Here is a 19951-nt window from a genome sequence, read left to right on the forward strand (position 1 = left end):
ACTTCTTAGTGACTCACCCTGTTCGAGTGAGGTGCGCATTTTACATCGTTTAAATTTGAAGTCAACCCTGTTTTTAAACTTTTTATTTGTTTGAAAACTTGGTTTCGCACTCGTTAATTAGGTAGCTGCTTTTTTCTCGTAGCCCCCTAAGAACGTGGAGCGCATTATAGATACCTATTGAGAAAGATCAACAGTTGAATTGTATTTTTTTGCTTTTTAACTCACTTTTAGTGCTAACCGCTCATTTCTCCATCATTTCTATGGACTCAATGCATCTTTCGACTAGTTTTTTCACATTTTATTGTTCAAATTGTTACAAATGAGTAAACTGTATACAGCCTCCAACACCATAATAAACAATAGAAAGGTAGGTATATGAAAGTAGGCTTTATTCAATGCGCTGTTATTAGCGCTATTTTTGCAATTGCAGGGTACTTGTTATTTTCTTCTGCTAGTTTAAACGTCCATGTTCCACTAACCGTATCAGCAGCTCTGCTGATAAGCGGTATCGTCACTCCTTGGCTAGCGTCTCTTATTCAAAGTCCATCTTCCTCAGATGCCAGAGCACATTCTAATGAAGGATCGATAGAAACCTTGTATGTGGGTAATTTGCCTTATCGTGCAAATGAAAATGCTGTAAAAGAGTACTTCAGCAGTTTTATAGAAGTACAGTCTGTCCGATTAATGAAAGATCGTAAAACTGGAAAAAGAAAAGGCTATGGTTTTATCGAAGTGGTGACAGACGATCTGAGCAGCGTTATCGATAAAACAAACGACTCAATCTTTCAAGAACGCACATTAAAAGTTCGCCCAGCGAAAGATAAAGTTGACCACGAGTAATATGTAATTGCTCGCAAAAAAAAGCCCGGTCAGCATTTTGCTCCGGGCTTTTTCATTTATGAGGATTAGGAGTCTTTCGTTTCTGCTGATTGCGGCAGACCATTTAGTAAGGTCTGGTTGAAAGAGCGAAATCTATTTATAGCAGAGATAAGGTCAGGCACCTGTACATCTTTCATTTCATTTATTAACCCTGCTATTAATGTATTGTAGTCTTCGCTACTCGCCAGTTTATTCTCAGCACTGGCTAATGTATCCATCATTTTCTCTAAATACTGAGCTACTGGGCTTACCACATTACCGAACTTCGAATTATCCTTTTCATTTTCGTTGTAATGCTTAATGTTCTCGTAGGTCTTCAACACTTCTGTCTGGGTTGTTCTATTTAACTGAAGTGCGTAACCCACTAACTCTTTGTCGTCAAAGCCTAACTTTAGCGCCTCTTCAAACGCTTTATCTATATCACCGCTATAGAAAGTATCTGCAAGATCCTGAACTTGCCCAACCAGATCGGCTATCGACGCCAATTCATCTTCATCAAGTTCGCCTTTCAACGAGAAACTAATACCGCTTCTCTCATAGTACTGATAAGACGTTTGCTGAGAGTAAGAGGCTGAAATACTGCTTTCACTTTGCTCACCACTTCCACCGGCTTGCTCCTGAGAAGCCTGAGCCTGAAAGTTAATTTGCTGAGCGGCCTGGAATGAACGAAGGCTCTCGAAGCTAAAGCTCACCTCATCCCCATCTTTAGTGCGGATCAGCAAGCTACCGCTTTTCTCATCTGTGGCAGCTACAGCATTTAATGATGAAAGCGTAACAGCATTCGGTTGTTGGCGACCCAGTATATCGGTTTCTAAATCGTTGATTCCTGTATCGATAAGGTCGCGGCTTTTTGTCATTCCTTGTTGAATCTCTTCATTCATAAAACCAGCGAGGTCTTTTTCAGCCATAGTGAACCCTCGGCTGACACCTTCTCTTGCTTGACTAAACAAACTATTCAACTTCTCGCTACTGGCACCACCATCAGCTGCGCCGCGAATAACACCGCCAACAAATTTAAGGACATTTCTTGCGACTTTTTCAAAATCGAACAAACTGTTCGACTTTTCTTCTACATTTTTTTCTTTAATGTCCTTCGGCTTTTGACCATCTATCTCTAACGATTGATTCAGACTTGAACTGACAATACGCATACCAATGCTGGTTTGACCGCTTGACACTGTTACTGATGCAGTTTGCTGTTTAGAAAACTCAGCCGCTTGCTGCAAACCCTCTTGCTGCAATTGCTTTTTTAACGCTTCATTCGGGTTAACAGAAGCCGTCTGATCAGCTTTCTGATCGACCTTTTGTTCATTCATGAAAGCCTTGATTTGACCCACGTTCATAATTTGATCCTCACTATCCTCTTTCTTATTATCGGCAAAGAATCCGCATTGTTTAATTTTAATACAGCTTTTTTTACAACAATGTCTCGGAGAATACTTCCCTAGTATTGTTTTCTTAATAATAGTTATGCAGAAGTAGATAGCGCTTGTTGCAGTTATTTTTTAAGGGACTACAATTCGCGACCTAACTATGAATGGAGAATTTTATGACCGCTACCGAACATCAAAGCTATCAAGCTCAGCTAGACGAAAAAGTAGCTCGTCTTTCAGCATTACTTTCTCCATTTAACGCGCCTAGGCTTTCCGTGTTTGCATCAAATCCGACGCACTATCGCATGCGCGCCGAATTTCGGGTATGGCATGAAGGTGATGACTTATTTCACATCATGTTTAATCAAGAAACAAAAGAAAAGTATCGGGTAGATCACTTCCCTCCCGCTTGTAAGGCAATAAACGATGCGATGCAGCTATTGCTCGAGGCGGTAAAACCGAATGAATCACTAAGAAAGAAGCTTTTTCAAGTGGACTACCTGTCTGCCTTATCTGGCGAACTTGTCATTAGCCTGTTATACCACCGTCAGTTAGATAGTGAATGGGAAGTTGCTGCGCGATCACTGAAAGCGACGTTAGAAACGCATTTTCCTAAGGTAAATATTATCGGCCGAGCAAGAAAACAAAAACTCATTATCGACAATGATTATGTTATTGAGCGTTTACCGGTTAACGGAAAAGAGTTTATTTTCAAGCATATCGAGAATAGCTTTACGCAACCTAACGCCGAGGTAAATTGTAAGATGATTGAATGGGCGCTTGAATGTGTGAAACCACTATCAGGGGACTTGTTAGAAATGTACTGTGGCGCAGGCAATTTTTCATTACCGCTAGCACTTCATTTCGATAACGTGGTGGGTACAGAAATCGCCAAGCCTTCAGTGCAAGCTGCGCAGTTCAATATTGAGCAAAATAACCTAGACAACGTAAAAATCGTCAGACTAGCCGCTGAAGAATTCACTCAAGCGATGAAAGGTGAGCGTACTTTTAGCCGGCTAGAGGGTATCGACCTTAGCGCGTATAATTTCACAACAGTGTTAGTTGACCCACCTAGAGCAGGTCTAGATGAAGACTCGCTGAGAATGATTCAGGACTACGACAATATTGTCTATATCTCGTGTAATCCTGAAACCTTAGCGCAAAACCTTGAGCTATTGAGCGAAACACACGACATCGCCCAATCTGCACTATTCGACCAATTCCCTTTCACGCATCACATTGAAGCGGGTGTGTTACTTACGCGCAAAAACTAGTTTGCGCGTAAGTTGCTAACTCTTTAGTGCTCAATACAAGGAAGTATTAACTGAAAAGGGAACACCTAATTTTTTTGCGTAGCGCCAATCTGTACAAAGCGAAGTTGCGCTTTTACTTTCTCACCTATTTCTCGGCGTAATTTATCATCGGCTTCTAGTGCCTCTGCACCCGCGCTAAAAACTAGCCTTACCATGGCATCAGCTTGAAGCTGTGCACAGGCATACTCCACACCTTGCTGCTCTATAATGTAGTCAGTGAGTTCATCAATAAAATGTTGAATCTCCCTAAAGACAGCTAATCGATAAGCAGACGAGGTCCCAGTGTGTTCACGCAAAAGTAAGCGGAAAACGTTGGTATTGGCAGCAATGAACTCCATAAACGTTTCTACAGAGGTATGAATAACACCGCCGCCAGACGCAATACGTCGTCTAGCCTGACGCATAAGCTGTCTGAGAGCTAATCCCGCTTCATCCACGAGTGTTAAACCCAACTCATCCATATCTTTAAAGTGTCTATAAAAAGAGGTGGGGGCAATACCGGCTTCTCTGGCGACTTCACGTAAACTAATTGCCGATAAGCTGCGATTTTCATCCAGTAATGAAAACGCAGCATGAATGATATTTTGGCGGGTTTTTAATTTTTGTTCTTGTCGACTCACATTCACACCCTATGTTGATTAGCTTTTTTAACGACTTAACGGCCTGATGATATTTTTGCGTTTGAGTATACCGCAACACGTCATCTGAATAGCCATTAACGCAATCAAACTTCACACATCAAAGACTGGCACGTGTAGTTTATCTCAAGACACGCTAATGGGGAAAGAGAAACAAAATCATCTCGTTTATAAACAAGCATTAAGCAAAAATACGCGCATAAAATGTGCGATCCCACTTAGTTTTACTATAATTAAATTTTTACACATGTAAGCAGAACTTATCGGGGTTTTGCTTGCCTGAAGCTCCGTAAAACGATAAATTAGCGAACAGTTGTAAGCCAAGTAGTTTAAAATGAAAAAACCTCCTCTTATCCTAACTAATGTGCTGGTATTTATAATATCGGGCGCAATTGCATTTATTGGTGTGCCGCTTTGGGTGGCATATCAGGGTATCGATTGGGCAGAGATCGGTACAGCTATCTTCTTATTTTACTTTACAGGTATGTCGATAACTGCCGGTTATCACCGGTTGTGGTCGCACAAAACCTACGATGCCAACATTGTGGTGCGCGTTGTACTTGCTATTGGTGGGGCTATGGCCTTGCAAAATAGCATTTTGCACTGGTCGTCTGATCATCGTGTACACCATCGCCATGTTGATGATAACGACAAGGACCCGTATTCAGCGAAAAAAGGCCTTTGGTTTGCGCACATCGGTTGGATGCTTCGCGAATACCAAGCAAAACGTTATGACGATTACAGTAACTGCAAAGATCTTCAAAAAGATAGCGTGGTTATGTGGCAACATAAGTACTATTTACCTATTGTGCTTGCCGCCAACTTTGGCGTGACGGGCTTACTCGGTTATCTAAACGGTGACATATTAGGCATGATATTGGTGGCCGGCGTGCTTCGGTTGGTGCTTGTGCATCATGTAACGTTTTTCATCAATTCACTCGCGCACTTCTGGGGAAGTCAGCCATATACTGATAAAAACACTGCTCGCGACAACGGCGTGTTAGCGTTCTTCACCTTTGGTGAAGGCTACCATAATTACCACCACATTTTTGAATACGATTATCGCAACGGCATTCGCTGGTATCAATTCGATCCGACTAAGTGGTTAATTAAAGGACTGTCGTTTGCTGGGCTCACGTCAAACCTTCGCAAAGTTCCGGAAGAGCGTATCGAGAAAGCACTAGCGGCGATGCAGCTGCAAAGAGCGAGTGAAAAAGTTTCTCTTCTGCCGAATGCTGAAGAAGTGATGCATACAATTCAAGAAGAGTATGACTTGTTAATGCAACGAATGAGCGACTATTACGCGACCAAAAAACGCGTGATGCGTGTTAAGCAACGCACGTTGAAGCGCAGTATTGAAGGGTTAGAGCTTGCATATAAATACAAAGAGTTAAAAAACGCTTTTGCAGTTCAAAAGGAAAAGTGGACCCATTTGCAAAGCTTATCATTTCAAATGGCGTAAGCATTTTCTTTACTAAAAAATTGTGAAAAACCACATAAGTCTATGCTTATGTGGTTTTTTTTAATCTATAGTTGGAATTACATATTAAGTAAGGTAGTTATACTAGAGTGGGTCAAGCTAATGCATAAAGCTTTGCCTTGTTTTAAGCGCAGGTCTTCAAGCTACTTCAGTAAATTAATGATGGCGATGACTTCAGTTTACGTCGCTGTTTCAAAGAAATAACAACACGGGAAAGTAAGATGGCAACGAAGCAAAAAACTAAAGCTCCGTCGTATCACTACGACGCAATTGTTATAGGTACAGGCCCTGGTGGTGAAGGGGTTGCTATGCAGCTTGCCAAAGCCGGAAAAAAAGTGGCGGTAGTAGAACGCTATGAAGCGGTTGGAGGCGGCTGTACCCATTGGGGAACCATTCCATCTAAAGCGCTTCGTCATTCTGTTAGTCGTCTTATTGAGTACAATTCGTCTCCTCTGTTTGCTGATAACCACCTTAGTAAAAGCCTTACTTTTTCTGACATAATGCGTCACGCGAGCGGGGTGGTTAAGAGCCAAACTCGCCTTCGCTCATCTTTTTACGACAGAAACCGCGTGACGCTTTTTCACGGTGAAGCAAGTTTTGTCGATGCTCATACGCTTGAAATTACGCGAAAAGATGGCTCAAAAGATACGGTTACTGCAGGGCAAATCGCTATTGCGACGGGATCGCGCCCCTATTGCCCCAAAGATATCGACTTCAACCACCCGCGTATTTATAACTCAGACACTATCTTATCGTTGGATCACGATCCCAAGTCCATCATTATTTATGGCGCAGGGGTAATTGGATCTGAGTATGCTAGTATCTTCCGAGGTCTAGGCGTGAAAGTAGATCTTGTGAATATGCGTGATCGCTTATTGTCATTTCTCGACGACGAGATCTCTGACGCACTTAGTTACCATTTGTGGAACAACGGCGTGCTTATTCGTCACAACGAGACCTACACGTCTGTTGAAGCTAATGATGACTCTGTAATATTGAATTTAGAGTCAGGCAAGCGTATGCGTGCCGATTGTTTATTGTTTGCCAATGGACGTACGGGTAATACAGATACACTAAAACTGGAAAATATTGGCCTGAAGGCTGATGGCAGGGGTCAGTTGAAAGTGAATGAAAACTATCAGACTGACGTAGATAATGTATTTGCGGTTGGCGATGTCATTGGTTATCCAAGTTTAGCCTCAGCCGCTTATAACCAAGGTCGATTTGCCGCTGAAGCCATGCTGGGCATAAAAACACATTCTGCGTTGGTAGAAGACATTCCATCAGGTATTTACACCATTCCAGAAATTAGCTCAGTAGGTAAAACGGAGCAAGAGCTGACTGCCGCAAAAGTGCCCTATGAAGTAGGTCGTGCGCAGTTCAAACATCTGGCTAGAGCGCAAATTGCGTCAACGCAAACAGGTAGCCTAAAAATATTGTTTCATCGTGAAACAAAAGAGATATTAGGGATCCATTGTTTTGGTGAACGTGCCTCAGAAATCGTTCACATCGGTCAAGCGATCATGCAGCAAAAAGGTGAAGGTAATACCATAGACTACTTTGTTAATACCACGTTTAACTACCCTACTATGGCTGAAGCCTACCGGGTAGCCGCGATAAATGGCTTAAACAGAATTTTCTAACTGATACAAAAAAGCCGGCGATGTTATCGCCGGCTCGTATGCGTTGACTAATAATTAGTTGCGGTTCGCAGCAAGCGCGTTAAGCGAATCTTTGTGTGCTACGACGTCAATGTGCATATTTTCTTGATCGAAAGTCATTGTTGCAATAGCGTAGTCACCCTGACTTTCGCTTGCGATGTCGATCAATTTTGCTTGTGCATCACGGAAACGAATGTTATTGCCGATTTTGTCCGACATACATTGGTTATTCATTTCGAATGTTTTCGCATCCATGCAATCGAAAAGCTGGTTATCACCAGATTCCGCATGCGCAATACCAAAGGCTGCTGATAGAGCAAGGGTTAGTACTACTTTACGCATGTTTCTTCTCCTGTATTACAGTTCACTACTGTCACTGTTAAACTTACTGTATATACATGAGATAGTCAAATTGAGATCATAGTTTTATGACAAAAGTATTACAAAGGAGAATATTTGGAGAAAAAATTGGAAGACCTTGATGATCTCTTAGAAAAAGCAAGAAACTGCACAGTGTGCGCGCGCGACCTCCCCCATCTGCCTAATCCTATTTTTAGTGCCGCCAAATTTTCAAAAGTACTCATCATTGGGCAGGCACCAGGTTTAAAGGCTCACGAAAGCGGCATTGCTTTCAACGATGCCAGCGGTGATAGACTGCGAGGCTGGTTGTCGGTATCAAAACCGACTTTTTACAATCCTAAATGCATTTCCATTTTACCTATGGGATTTTGTTTCCCTGGCTACAAAAACGGCGCTGATGCCCCGCCAAGAAAAGAGTGCGCACCTACTTGGCATGATGCGTTCCTTTTACATTTAAAACCTCAGATAACCCTCTATGTCGGCCGCTATGCACAGCAATATTACTTACCTGAGTATAAAAGTCTTACAGCAGCGGTTAATGCTACCTTTGCTTCGCATGACGGACATTTTGTTATCCCTCATCCGTCCGGCAGAAACAACCGCTGGCTAGCTAAGCATCCGTGGTTTGAAGCTGAAAGCTTACCTCTGTTGCAAAACCATATCTCTAACGCATTGGAAAACTAATCGTGAGACTCTAAAAACGACAGTAAGGCATCAAACGGCATCGGCTTAGCATATAAAAAGCCTTGTGCCTCGTCACACCCTAATTTAATCATATAACTCGCCTGCTCTCTTTTCTCTACACCTTCTGCAATCGTTAACAGCCCCAGCTTATTACCTAATGTCACAATAGTTTCAGCAAGCACCGCGCTGGCTCCCGGCTCAATGTCTTTAACAAATGAGCGATCTACCTTCAGCCTGTCTAGAGGGAGCTGCTGAAGATAGCTCATAGAAGAGAAACCTGTACCAAAATCATCGATAGCAATTTTTACCCCGAACTCTTTGAGTGAGCGCAGCGCGTCGATAACAATTTGAGGCTCATCCATAACCACACTTTCGGTTATCTCAAGTTCTAAAAGACTTGGATCAATATTGGGTTTAGAGAGCGCTTGTTTTACCTTATCCACAAAAAGTCTGTCACGGAATTGTGGTATAGAGATATTAACTGCAACCCGAAGGTGCCCGAAGCCTTTCTCTCTTAGCGCCAGTAAGCGGTTACATGATTCTTCTAGCACCCATTCTCCAATATCAACGATAAGCCCAGAATATTCAGCAAGAGGAACAAAAACAGCAGGAGAAATATAACCGCCTTCACCGTCGGGCCATCGAAGCAGACCTTCCATGCCAACGACTTTTTCATTCAGTAAATCGACTTGGGGTTGGAACCACAATTCCAGTTTTTTCGCTGCAAAGTCACTACGTAGGCGGCGAATCATATCAAGACGCCACGTTGTCTGGTCTTCAATATCTTTTGCGTAGTATTCAAAGTTGTCAGTGAGATTCTTTTTCGCTCGATTAAGCGCTATATTCGTGCGCTTCAAAATTTCGAGCCCAATATTTCGCTTGTTATCTAATTTGCAAAACCCTACCGTGACATTAACCGGTAGTGTGTGGTCGCCCACTTTAAACGAAGATTGAAAAATAGCGTTGATAGCTTCAGGACAGACGTATTCATTAGGCCCAATAAGACCGAAAACGTCCGCACCTATTCGGCCTTTCTTTACCAATCCGTCGAATGACGCTTGGAAACGTTCGCTAATTGCACGAAGCAATTCGTTACCTACTTCTTGGCCTAATCCGTCATTGATATCGGAAAAGTGATTAACATCGACAAGCGCAACACTGCAGTTTTCGCCAGCAAATAAATGCGGCTTATCCAGCATATTAATAAATTCGTTTCGGTTTGGAAGTCGCGTCAACCAATCGCGAAATGCTGCATTTCTTAGCTCATGGAAAAGGTTTACGTTTTCATAGCCAACCGAAATGCTAGATAAAAAAACCTCTAACAGGTTTTTATCTAATTCACTGATTTCCTTGGTTTGCTTAACATAAACGGCTGCTTCAAAGCCTGCACGGCTGATATAGAGTACCGTACAAGTCCGCTCAAATATGTGAGTTTTAATACGTAAACAGCGGCAAACATTTTCTTCTATTTCAAGGTTTTTAACATCGGATACTGGGTGGTTTATAAACTGCGCATACTCACCTGCAGCGCCGAGTACGTATACGCCTTCATCATCTTTATCTAACAAAGCACCCGCTCTGGCACACAGCAAGCCTTCAGTATCAAGCCCTATAAGCGAACTAATCTGGGTGACAACCCCCTCACAAAACTCTTTGACGGAGTGCTCTTCAAACAAATTCGCCGAAGAAGTGATAATCTTTTCCAGTCCAGCGCGACTTTGACTGATGGTCATGATTTGCTGGTAAGAACGAAGTGAAGAGATAATTGTGGTTAGCAGTTTTGCACGGGTCAGCTCTGTTTTCGTTTTATAGTCATTAATGTCGTAAACTTTAATAACCTGCTCTTCGGGGGCATAGCCAGGCTGACCTGTACGCAAAATAATTCGTGGCTCGAATAATTTCATATCCTCACGAATGTACTTAACGACATCAAAGCCTGCATCGTCCGTTTCCATGACGACATCAAGTAATATAATGGCGATACTATTGCCATATTCATGAAGAAGTTCTTTCGCTTGCTTTGCCGAATATGCATTAATAAAGTTTAGTTTACGGTCGTTAACGACAAGATCAGATAACGCGAGTCGCGTCACGGTGTGGATCTCTTCGTCATCGTCGACTATGAGAATATTCCAATCCTTTCCGAGCAATATTTGCTCTTCAGCTAAACTGTCATCTAAAAATATTAACTCGTCGTTTTCGTAATCCATTTCCGACATTACCGCTTATTTCCCCGAAATATACACACCAAGAATGCACGCCTTACTGTATTGGGAAGACGATTACATTGATAAATGGATTACGCAATGCAATAGTGCTCTCATGGTACATGCTAATTAACATTCATCTATTAAAACTAATATGAAGATAACACCTCAGCACTTTTCCCCTGAGATAAAAAAAACCCAGAACACGGAAGTGAGCAGCACAAATTTGTCCCCTGACCAACCCGCTGCTGAAAAGGTAGCAAGCTCTGTTCAAGCGGATGCAAGTCGTCAACGCATGCTCTCGTGGTTTGCTAGAGTGGGAATTAGCCCTTCTATGTTGTCTCCTGATCCTAAAAAGCAAAAACATGCGCTAGAGCGAAGAAAACAAATTCTAGAAACACAAAAAGCGAGCAATCTTCAAGCTGTACTAAATATAGCACTAAATGTTTCGATCAACGAACAAACTAGCGATAATCTTGATCCCGATTGGTTTTTTGCATTCAGTACCATGGCTGAAGAGATATACAGCCCACCAATGCAAGAATTATGGGGAAAGATTTTTGCCGTTGAAGTAGCCCGCCCGGGCAGTTTTTCACTTCGCACTTTACAATTGCTAAAAACACTCACTCACAGAGATGCAAAAGTATTTAATAAAGCAGTTAACGTGGCGAGCAGGAAAAGTAATGATGTCGTTCCACGCATATTAGTGGGGTATCATAAGCGCAAAGGTCTATTTTCGTTTCTCAGAAAGCCTATTCCAGAACAACTGAATCTAGCATCTGTTGGGTTGAGTTACCCTGACCTATTGTCGCTGCAAGAGATGAAATTAATTTATGCCAGTGAAATCGAGAGCGGAGAATATACTGAAGGGCAACAGGTTACTTGGCGATGTGTTAATGAGAACATCACGCTAACCTGTAAGACGTCGGGCGTTGCGTTGGTGTACTACAAGTTTACGCCAGTGGGTAGCGAACTGTACAAACTGGTGACTAAGTCCGCTAATGAAACGTACCTACAAGAACTTAAGACCGTTTTGGGTGAGGTATTCAACATAAGTTAAATACCATCACCAAACTCGTGCAATCCGCACTCGCGCTTCAATCCAAAGAAACGGGTATCTTGCTCACTCATCCCTTCCTGCAGCGATTGCGTTGTGTGCCAATCACCAATCGAGACATAACCTTGTTCCCAGAGAGGGTGGTAAGACAAACCGTTTTCTTTCAGGTAATAGTGAAGGTCTTTATTGCTCCAATCGATGATCGGATAAAGTTTAAACTGCTCCCCCACTTTTTGGAGAACCGGCAATTTGCCGCGTGTATCAGACTGGCTTCTGCGCAGACCCGCAAACCACGTGCCCGCATCAAGGTCACGCAATGCACGCTGCATAGGCTCAACTTTGTTCATCCTGTTGTATTTTTCAATACCTTCAATGCCTTGTTCCCAAAGTCTGCCAAATCGTGCCTCTTGCCATGCAGATGATATCTCTGCGCTGTAAACGTGCAAGTTTAAGTTGAGCTTTTCAACCAACTCATCAATGAACTTGTACGTTTCAGGAAACAGGTACCCCGTATCGGTAAGCACAACAGGAATATCCGGTTGTGCTTGAGTGAGCATATGCAGCATAACCGCTGATTGCGCTCCGAAACTCGAAGACACAATATGAGTATCAGGCAAGTTATCCAACGCCCAAGCAACACGCTCTTGCGCCGTCATTTTTTCCAGCGAATCGTTGATATCAACAAGGGCTTCCTTGCTGATATCAAGCGTAAGTGGTTGCTGCTTTTCTGCTGTATTATGCGTCATAGAAATCCCGTGCGGAGTCTACTACTGGTTTTACAACACCAGCGCGAACAACATAATCTCCAAAGGCTTCGCCAGCTTCACGCTCTTTGGCCCATTGACCAAACAACGTATCTAATTCAGCCATGATTTCCTGTTCGCTAATGTTCTCTCGATACATACGTGGAATGCGTGTACCTTCTCGGTTACCGCCCAAGTGCAAGTTGTATTTGCCAGGGCCTTTACCTACCAAACCAACTTCAGACAACATGGCGCGGCCACACCCGTTCGGGCAACCAGTTACACGGAAGATAACGCTGTCTTCTTCCAACCCGTGTTTGGCTAGTAAACCTTCTAACTCGGTAACCGCATCAGGCAAATAACGCTCAGCTTCTGCCATGGCTAGTGGGCACGTTGGCAGTGCCACACAGGCCATTGAATCTAACCGCTGGTTAGAGATTGAAGGCGCTATCAGCCCATGTTCACGAGCAAGAGCTTCAATCTTGTCTTTGTCTTGCGGCGCTACACCGGCAATGATCAAGTTCTGGTTTGCCGTTAAACGGAAATCCCCTTTGTGGATTTTGGCTATTTCAGCACAGCCCGTTTTCAGTGTTTTGCCTGGGTAATCTAAAATACGACCATTTTCAATGAACACAGTAAGATGGTATTTGCCGTCGATGCCTTCAACCCAGCCAAAACGATCGCCACGACCTGTAAACTCGTAAGGTCGGCTATCTTGGAAAGTCACGCCTGCGCGCTTTTCAACTTCGGCTTTAAAATTTTCTACCCCAACACGCTCTAACGTGTATTTGGTTTTGGCGTTCTTACGATTAACGCGGTTACCCCAGTCACGTTGAGTTGTTACAACCGCAGCTGCAACATCAAGCGTATTTTCTAGTGGGATAAATCCGAAGTCAGATGCTTTACGCGGATACGTGCTCTTGTCGCCGTGAGTCATCGCAAGACCACCACCAACAAGTACGTTAAAGCCAACTAGCTGTCCATTTTCAGCAATCGCAACAAAGTTAAGGTCGTTTGCGTGAACATCAACATCATTTTGCGGAGGAATAACCACCGTCGTTTTAAACTTACGCGGTAGGTAGTTATCACCCAAAATAGGCTCAACCGGCTTTTCCGTTGTTTCGACTTTTTCACCGTCTAACCAAATTTCAGCATAAGCGCGAGTTTTAGGAAGTAAGTGTTCACTTATCTTCTTAGCCCATTCAAACGCATGAAGATGTAGCTCCGATTCCACCGGGTTAGATGTACACAATACGTTTCGGTTTACATCACCTGCCGTCGCAATAGAGTCGATGCCGACTTTGTTTAGCATTTGATGCATAGACTTAATTTTAGGCTTTAGCACACCGTGGAACTGGAACGTTTGACGCGTCGTTAAACGAATACTGCCGTACATGGTGTGTTCGGCGGCGAATTTATCGATAGCTAGCCATTGATCAGGCGTGATAACGCCGCCTGGTAAACGTGCGCGCAACATCACATTGTGAAGTGGCTCTAGTTTTTGTTTTGCACGCTCAGCACGAATATCACGGTCGTCTTGTTGGTACATGCCGTGAAAGCGAATGAGCTGGAAGTTATCAGCCGTAAATCCACCGGTAAGATCATCTTTAAGATCGGTTGTGATGGTGCCACGCAAATTATTACTTTCGCGCTTTAAGCGCTCGTTGTCAGCCAGCTTGCCCTCAACGATAAATGGTGATTTTTCATTACTCATTAATAGACATCCTTCTGATAACGTTTCGCTTTTCGTAACTCTACAACATAGGCTTTTGCATCGGCTTCAGACTTTCCGCCGTGCTCCTGCACAATACTGATAAGGGCGTTTTCTACATCTTTCGCCATGTGCATTGCATCGCCACATACATAGAAGTGTGCGCCCTGCTCAAGCCATTCATACACTTCTTTACCGTTTTCTAGTAACCGGTGCTGAACATAGACTTTTTCTTCTTGGTCACGAGAGAATGCCAGCGTGATTTTGTCCAACAGGCCTTCTTTAACGTAGCTTTGCCACTCAACTTGATATAGGAAATCTTGTGTGAAGTGGGGGTTGCCGAAGAACAACCAATTTTTGCCTTCCGCGCCTTGTACGTCACGCTCTTGCATAAACGACCTAAACGGTGCAATGCCTGTACCCGGACCAACCATGATGACAGGGGTATTAGGATCCGCTGGCAAACGGAAGTTGTCGTTCGTTTCAACGAAGACTTCAACCTCGCCATTTTCCTCTAAATACTCACACAAGAAGCCTGAAGCTCCGCCTTGATGGCGATGGCCAAACGCTTCGTAGTCGACGTGAGCAACCGTTAAGTGTACTTCTTCTTCCACTTCTGCTTGGCTTGATGCAATAGAATACAAACGCGGTGTTAATGGGCGTAGCGCATCAACAAGCTGCTGTTCAGACAACTTGCCTGGATGATCGCGAACAATATCAATGATTTGACGCTCAGCCATGTACGTACGCAGCTGCGCTTTATCTTCCATCAGGGCAGCCAATGACTCAGAGCCCGTTGCTGCTTGATATGACTTTATAAAATTGGGATAGCTTAGCGTTAGCTCAAGCTTAGATGTCAACGCATCAGTGAGCGTCATCGTCGCGTCACCGACCGTTACTTCTGCATTGCCGTCTAGTGACAAAATGCTAATGAGGTCTGACACCAACGATGCTGCATTTTTAAACCACACGCCTAGCGCGTCGCCGGGTTGATAGGTAATACCGCTATCTTCAAGGCTTATTTCTATATGGCGAATATCTTTTACTGAATCGCGGCCTGTAATCTTTTGTGCGTCAATTAGCGTCGCTTTAAACGGCGCTTTTTTCGTATAAGTCTGTGCTGCTACACCTTGTACCGCTGCGCCAGTTTGTGCTGCTACTGCCGTTTGTGATGCAGCACTAAAATCGTCTTTGAGCGACTCGATAAGTTTGTTGAGCCACGCCTCTGCTTCAGCTTCGTAGTCGACGTCGCAATCTAGTCGATCAATAATGGCGTTGCCACCTAGCTTAGCTAAACGCTCATCAAAATCTTTACCTGTCTGGCAGAAAAACTCATAGCTGCTATCGCCTAAACCGACGACGGCATATTTGGTATTTGCAAGCTTTGGCGCTTTCTTGCCAGCTAAAAATTCGTGAAGCTCAATAGCATCATCAGGCGCGTCACCTTCTCCGTGTGTGCTTACAAAAACCGCGACATGGGTTTCAGCCTTTAAATTACGAGGCTTGTAATCTGCCATACTGACAAGCTTGCTGTTAAAGCCCGCTTCTTCTGCTTTGGCCTGACATTGTGCCGCCAAGCCTTTCGCATTGCCGGTTTGTGACCCATACAAAATGGTTAGTGTAGGGGCGTCACCCGCAACGGCTGCTGCACTTTGCAATACCGGAGCAACTGCCCCCCCTTGCGCAGCCGCCATGCCAGCAGCATAGCCACTTACCCAAGTAAGTTGATCACGATTTAAGCCCGCAATGGCTTGCGTAATCGCATTCCACTGCTGTTCGTTTAATACCGCGCCTGGCGCTGAGTTCGAATTAGAATCTTGTGACATAGTCTTTTAGCCTTATTTCAATGCTGCATAGGCTAACGGCTTTCATCAAGAAGAGAAAAGAATAAAAGAGACTTTTTTATTACTGAAAGTGCTAATGACTAGAGGATTTAGTAATAATGATAAAAAGATTTCATTGGCTACAACAAAAAAGGCGTGAAATGCTGTCGCACCCACGCCCCTCAAACTCACTCGTCAGTGCTTAGAAATGGAGCTCTAAGCCAGCAAACATGCCATCGAATTCCATGTCAGCATATACATCGTCAAGATCTTCAATATCAACCGTTACGTTTCTGTAACCAACTTGAAGCGTCATATCGATAGCTAAACTTTCGATAAACGAATACTGAACGGCCGCTTGATAGTCGCTAAGTTCATGGTCGTCAAACGACAAGTAACTTCCTTCAAAATATGCTGACAACCCTGTGAACGGCAACCCCAGCTGCACTTTGGAATAAGCCATTGGAACAATACCTGAAAATTCCGCAGAACCGCTGGTATCGCTTGCTGTATCAACAACAAACAACGCACCGTCAATATATTTTGCATTTACACCGAGGTCAAAGCTTACTAAGTCGTTATCAAACAACTCGTAATATAAGATAAAGTCTGTTGCATCAAGCTCGATATCTGTATTCACCACCGTACTTTGCGTAAACAGCTGGTCGTCAAACGTGAAGTTTGCATCGAGCGCTGTCGTGCCAGAGTTATCCAATGTGGTGTGATTAACCTTTATGTTTGGCAAGAACGGTACGGGATGTTCGAAGGCAATGTAGAGCGCCGTATTGGTTTCATCGTCAAAGTTAAAGTCGGCAGTGTTGTTGCTGTCAGCGAAACCGCCTTGCGTATCGGTTTGCCATACTTGAGCGCCAACATAAACGCCTGCAATAGTGTCTGCTTGAGATGAAATGGAAAACAAGGCGCATCCCAATGCGGCAGCTATAAGACCCTTTTTCATTAATTATCCTTGATTGAGAAGTTCTGATATTTCAATTAAAGCAGCGTTTGCTCGAGAAATATAGTTAGCCATAACTAAAGAGTGATTAGCTAACATACCAAAGCCGCTGCCATTTAAAATCATCGGACTGAATACAGACTGTTGTGTTGCTTCCAGTTCACGAATGATTTGCTGAAGACTTACTAAGGCGTTCTTATCTTCCAGCACATCGTTAAACTCAATTTCTACTGCTTTAAGAAAATGCAGCAAAGCCCATGTAGCACCGCGTGCTTCATAGAAATTGTCGTCTAATTTCCACCAGCTAGTTTGAACAACCCGTTGGTTGGCACTAGGAGTAGATTGTTTCGCGTTAGCATCGCCTGCCAAATCTGTATTAACTCTCGCAGATCCTACGCTGGCACTAAGTCTTTGTGAATAGCTACCTAATCGTTTTTCAACCTGCTTCAACCACTCACGTAAGTTATCGGCGCGGGTGTAGAACTGACTGTCTGAATTGCGTGTATTCGCCAGCTCATCTCGATACTTTTTAAGAAGTTCAATGCCTTCTGCATAGCTCGATTCAGAAGAAGGTAAAGCCCAACTTTTATGATCCATATTAAATTTAGGGTGCGCTTTAGTCAGGTATGGGTTTTCAATTGATTGAGATTGAGAGCGGCTAAAGTCTTTACGCATAGAAAGTGCTAAATCACGCACCATTTCTAATGCACCAAATTCCCAAGCAGGCATATTATCTAAGAAGACACTGGGTGGGATAACATCATTAGAAATGTATCCACCAGGCTTGTTGAGGAGTGTTTCAGACACATCAATCATCGTGGTTGTTAATGTGTAACCCGCAATGTTTGTTGGGTTCTCAACCGGTGAATTTTGCTCTAAGCGTTCTCTGACATCAAACGTATCCGGGGATAAACTCCAATACCACCCGATTAGCCAGAAAAGTAAAACTATCACCACAGCGACAATCGCTATCCGTTTTGAGTTAATAGATTGTCTCATATAAACACCAACCTTCCTTTTAAATAACAAATAGCCGACAGTGGTCAGCTATTTGAAACTATTAATAATATGTGAAAAATGCGAAACCTTTATGACGGTTATCCATATAACACCACCATTTACTACGTTAACACAATTTAAATTTATTTATGTTAGTTATAACGTATGTTGCATGTTCCGCTCATTTTGTTGCTTATACGCTGCAGAGTTTCTATTTTTCAACGCATATAGTGCTACAACGATGAGTATTATTGGCCAAAACGCGCTTACCCCCATAACCAAAAGCGCCAAAAAGCCTGCACCTAATGCGAGAAGGATAGTGCCTATCACACTCACGGCAACAACGAAACCTACGATGGCGAGCGCCACACCAATAAGTGATAACACGGCTACATTCTCCCAAGGGCTCAAAAGTTCATCTGACATGATTAAGTGCATACCCAACCAACTATCGACTACACTGCCCAGACAGTTAATCAGAACGATGGCAATTACCAGAGCAATGAGAAAGTTTTTCATTACACTAATCTCGGCAACAAGATAACCGCAGCCACGTAAGCCACTAGCGTAATGGGAGTTGCAATAAACAACCCCGCTACTGCCGCTGCTCTTACCCATACTGCATCTATATCAAAATAACGTGCAACACCTGCACACACACCTGAAATGATTCCAGAATCAAGGTCTCTATAAATTCGTTTTTGTGATGGTATTTTCATCATCTTCTCCAACAATGCTTACTTTCGATATTTACAATATGGGGGGCCTTACTCAAGGTCGCTTACGCGACCTTTTTCTTCTTAAGCTCTGCCAGTTCCTTTTCTATCGCTTCGTCTGCTTCCATGGCATCAAACTCAGCTTGCAGTGACGCCGCTTCTGTAGACTTAGTTAAGTCGTAAGAATCGACTTGCGCTTCTAAATGCTCAATACGTTGCTCGTAACTTTCAAAACGCATCATCGCATCGTCAATTTTGCCTTCATGATCAGCTTGCTTAACTTTAAGTCGGGTTTGCGCCGAATGTTTGCGTTGAACCAACGTTTTCTGCTTCGCTTTGGCTTCCGCTAACTTGCTGTTCAACCGGGCCGTGTCGCCTTGAATCTTCTCAATGCTTTCCGCTAAGTGAGCATCCTGTTCTTCAAGTGAGCTTAGCTTGGCTACATATTTTTGCTTTTCAATTAGCGCTGCTTTCGCCAATGACTCTTTATCATTGTTCATCGCTATTTGTGCTTTGTGCTGCCAACCTTCAATCTCTTTATTTGCCGCAGCCATATGACGCGCTAACGTTTTACGCTGTGCAATAAAGCGAGCTGCATCGGTGCGAACCTCAACTAGAGTTTCTTCCATCTCTTGAATAATCAAACGAATGATTTTTTCAGGATCTTCTGCCTTGTCGAGTATTGAATTGATGTTTGCTTGAACAATGTCGTTAATACGTGAAAACATACCCATGATTATTTCTCCATTAAAGATAGTGTGTTGGTTTCCAGCATGCATTCCGTCAAACTCGCTTCTGGTCACCGCTGACTGAGTTCTTATCAACACAATGTGTATTACAATGACCATGCCATTTATTTAAGCATATGATTTTTCTAAATATTATTAAGTTTTCACTATTTTATGACTTGGTGAATTTACGAGCAGACTCATAAATTAGCGTATTTAACCAACTCAATTGTTAAATTGACCACTTGCGGTTTTCACCGTCGAAAATCTGCTTTTAGCGTAAAATGCGCATAAAAAAAGCGCCCGTAGGCGCTTTGTTCGTTGCTGGTTTAGAATTAATCGGCATCTTTTTCTGCACTGTCTTCTGTTGACTCAACAACAACCAGATCAGTAACACTCACCTTTCCACTTCCTCGAACTTCTTGAGGACTTAACTCAAAGTGATACGTGGCGTTGGCCACAGCTTGATATACATCAGTTTTTAATTCTTGTGTTGTTGTGGCCACTGCGTTTGACACTACATTCGTTAAAAATGTCTGAAGCACTGACTCTTCTGCATTTGCTACGCTGCTTGCCATGCTTGCTGTCAGTATTGTTGCTGCGATTAATGAAGTTTTCATAATA

At 43.3% G+C, this 19951-nt stretch carries 19 protein-coding genes; 6 read left to right on the forward strand and 13 right to left on the reverse strand.

What is annotated here, in order from left to right; translation table 11 throughout:
* Positions 1-375 precede the first annotated feature (375 nt).
* On the forward strand, positions 376-840 hold the full coding sequence (locus GVO63_RS15305) for an RNA-binding protein (RefSeq protein WP_015068072.1): 465 nt from the start codon (positions 376-378) through the stop codon (positions 838-840).
* 65 nt (positions 841-905) lie between these two features.
* Here the strand turns inward: GVO63_RS15305 and GVO63_RS15310 are convergent, their stop codons facing one another.
* Positions 906-2222, reverse strand: coding sequence for a DUF5610 domain-containing protein (locus GVO63_RS15310; RefSeq protein WP_159581040.1), 1317 nt, complete (start codon positions 2220-2222; stop codon positions 906-908).
* Between the two features lie 206 nt (positions 2223-2428).
* On the opposite strand from GVO63_RS15310, the gene trmA reads away from it, so the two are divergent.
* Complete coding sequence (trmA, locus tag GVO63_RS15315; protein WP_159581043.1) at positions 2429-3526, forward strand: tRNA (uridine(54)-C5)-methyltransferase TrmA; 1098 nt, start codon at positions 2429-2431, stop codon at positions 3524-3526.
* 65 nt (positions 3527-3591) lie between these two features.
* On the opposite strand, the gene fabR is transcribed toward trmA, so the two are convergent.
* Complete coding sequence (gene fabR / locus GVO63_RS15320; RefSeq protein ID WP_159494303.1) at positions 3592-4185, reverse strand: HTH-type transcriptional repressor FabR; 594 nt, start codon at positions 4183-4185, stop codon at positions 3592-3594.
* A 352-nt stretch (positions 4186-4537) separates the two neighbouring features.
* Between fabR and GVO63_RS15325 the strand changes: the two genes are divergently transcribed.
* Positions 4538-5665 carry a fatty acid desaturase gene (locus GVO63_RS15325; protein ID WP_159581046.1) on the forward strand — a complete coding sequence of 376 codons (1128 nt, stop codon included), beginning with the start codon at positions 4538-4540 and terminating at the stop codon, positions 5663-5665.
* A 239-nt stretch (positions 5666-5904) separates the two neighbouring features.
* A complete protein-coding gene (gene sthA / locus GVO63_RS15330; RefSeq protein WP_159494305.1) occupies positions 5905-7326 on the forward strand; it encodes a Si-specific NAD(P)(+) transhydrogenase in 1422 nt (473 codons plus the stop codon).
* Positions 7327-7380: 54 nt separating this feature from the next.
* On the opposite strand, the gene GVO63_RS15335 is transcribed toward sthA, so the two are convergent.
* Positions 7381-7686 carry a pyridine nucleotide transhydrogenase gene (locus tag GVO63_RS15335; RefSeq protein ID WP_159494306.1) on the reverse strand — a complete coding sequence of 102 codons (306 nt, stop codon included), beginning with the start codon at positions 7684-7686 and terminating at the stop codon, positions 7381-7383.
* 114 nt (positions 7687-7800) lie between these two features.
* On the opposite strand from GVO63_RS15335, the gene GVO63_RS15340 reads away from it, so the two are divergent.
* A complete protein-coding gene (locus GVO63_RS15340) occupies positions 7801-8388 on the forward strand; it encodes a uracil-DNA glycosylase family protein (RefSeq protein WP_159581049.1) in 588 nt (195 codons plus the stop codon).
* Here GVO63_RS15340 and GVO63_RS15345 read toward each other — a convergent pair.
* Positions 8385-10607 carry an EAL domain-containing protein gene (locus GVO63_RS15345; RefSeq protein WP_159581052.1) on the reverse strand — a complete coding sequence of 741 codons (2223 nt, stop codon included), beginning with the start codon at positions 10605-10607 and terminating at the stop codon, positions 8385-8387. The two genes, GVO63_RS15340 and GVO63_RS15345, sit on opposite strands and share 4 nt — an antisense overlap.
* A gap of 214 nt (positions 10608-10821) precedes the next feature.
* Here GVO63_RS15345 and GVO63_RS15350 point away from each other — a divergent pair, with 214 nt between their 5' ends.
* Complete coding sequence (locus tag GVO63_RS15350) at positions 10822-11655, forward strand: TIGR03899 family protein (protein WP_159581079.1); 834 nt, start codon at positions 10822-10824, stop codon at positions 11653-11655.
* Here the strand turns inward: GVO63_RS15350 and GVO63_RS15355 are convergent.
* The 9 genes from GVO63_RS15355 to GVO63_RS15395 all read right to left on the reverse strand — a co-directional run bounded on the left by GVO63_RS15355 (position 11652) and on the right by GVO63_RS15395 (position 19947).
* A complete protein-coding gene (locus tag GVO63_RS15355) occupies positions 11652-12398 on the reverse strand; it encodes a phosphoadenylyl-sulfate reductase (RefSeq protein WP_159494309.1) in 747 nt (248 codons plus the stop codon). The two genes, GVO63_RS15350 and GVO63_RS15355, sit on opposite strands and share 4 nt — an antisense overlap.
* Entirely contained in the window at positions 12388-14109 is a 1722-nt protein-coding gene (cysI, locus tag GVO63_RS15360) for an assimilatory sulfite reductase (NADPH) hemoprotein subunit (RefSeq protein ID WP_159494310.1), read from the reverse strand. Before cysI ends, GVO63_RS15355 begins: the two co-directional genes overlap by 11 nt.
* On the reverse strand, positions 14109-15932 hold the full coding sequence (locus tag GVO63_RS15365; RefSeq protein ID WP_159581055.1) for an assimilatory sulfite reductase (NADPH) flavoprotein subunit: 1824 nt from the start codon (positions 15930-15932) through the stop codon (positions 14109-14111). Before GVO63_RS15365 ends, cysI begins: the two co-directional genes overlap by 1 nt.
* A 199-nt stretch (positions 15933-16131) precedes the next feature.
* Positions 16132-16887 (reverse strand): TIGR04219 family outer membrane beta-barrel protein, encoded by a 756-nt coding sequence (locus tag GVO63_RS15370; RefSeq protein ID WP_159494312.1) that lies wholly within the window; start codon positions 16885-16887, stop codon positions 16132-16134.
* A 3-nt stretch (positions 16888-16890) separates the two neighbouring features.
* Entirely contained in the window at positions 16891-17883 is a 993-nt protein-coding gene (locus GVO63_RS15375; RefSeq protein ID WP_159494313.1) for a DUF2333 family protein, read from the reverse strand.
* Between the two features lie 156 nt (positions 17884-18039).
* The gene (locus tag GVO63_RS15380) at positions 18040-18402 is read right to left on the reverse strand and encodes a hypothetical protein (protein ID WP_159494314.1); all 363 of its coding nucleotides are present in this window, start codon (positions 18400-18402) and stop codon (positions 18040-18042) included.
* The gene (locus GVO63_RS15385; RefSeq protein WP_159494326.1) at positions 18402-18602 is read right to left on the reverse strand and encodes a PspC domain-containing protein; all 201 of its coding nucleotides are present in this window, start codon (positions 18600-18602) and stop codon (positions 18402-18404) included. Before GVO63_RS15385 ends, GVO63_RS15380 begins: the two co-directional genes overlap by 1 nt.
* 62 nt (positions 18603-18664) lie before the next feature.
* Positions 18665-19333 carry a phage shock protein PspA gene (pspA, locus tag GVO63_RS15390; RefSeq protein ID WP_159581058.1) on the reverse strand — a complete coding sequence of 223 codons (669 nt, stop codon included), beginning with the start codon at positions 19331-19333 and terminating at the stop codon, positions 18665-18667.
* A 329-nt stretch (positions 19334-19662) separates the two neighbouring features.
* Positions 19663-19947, reverse strand: coding sequence for a hypothetical protein (locus tag GVO63_RS15395; protein ID WP_159494315.1), 285 nt, complete (start codon positions 19945-19947; stop codon positions 19663-19665).
* Positions 19948-19951 lie beyond the last annotated feature (4 nt).

Origin of the sequence: Alteromonas sp. KUL106, assembly GCF_009811415.1 — a bacterium.
Taxonomy (GTDB): domain Bacteria; phylum Pseudomonadota; class Gammaproteobacteria; order Enterobacterales; family Alteromonadaceae; genus Alteromonas.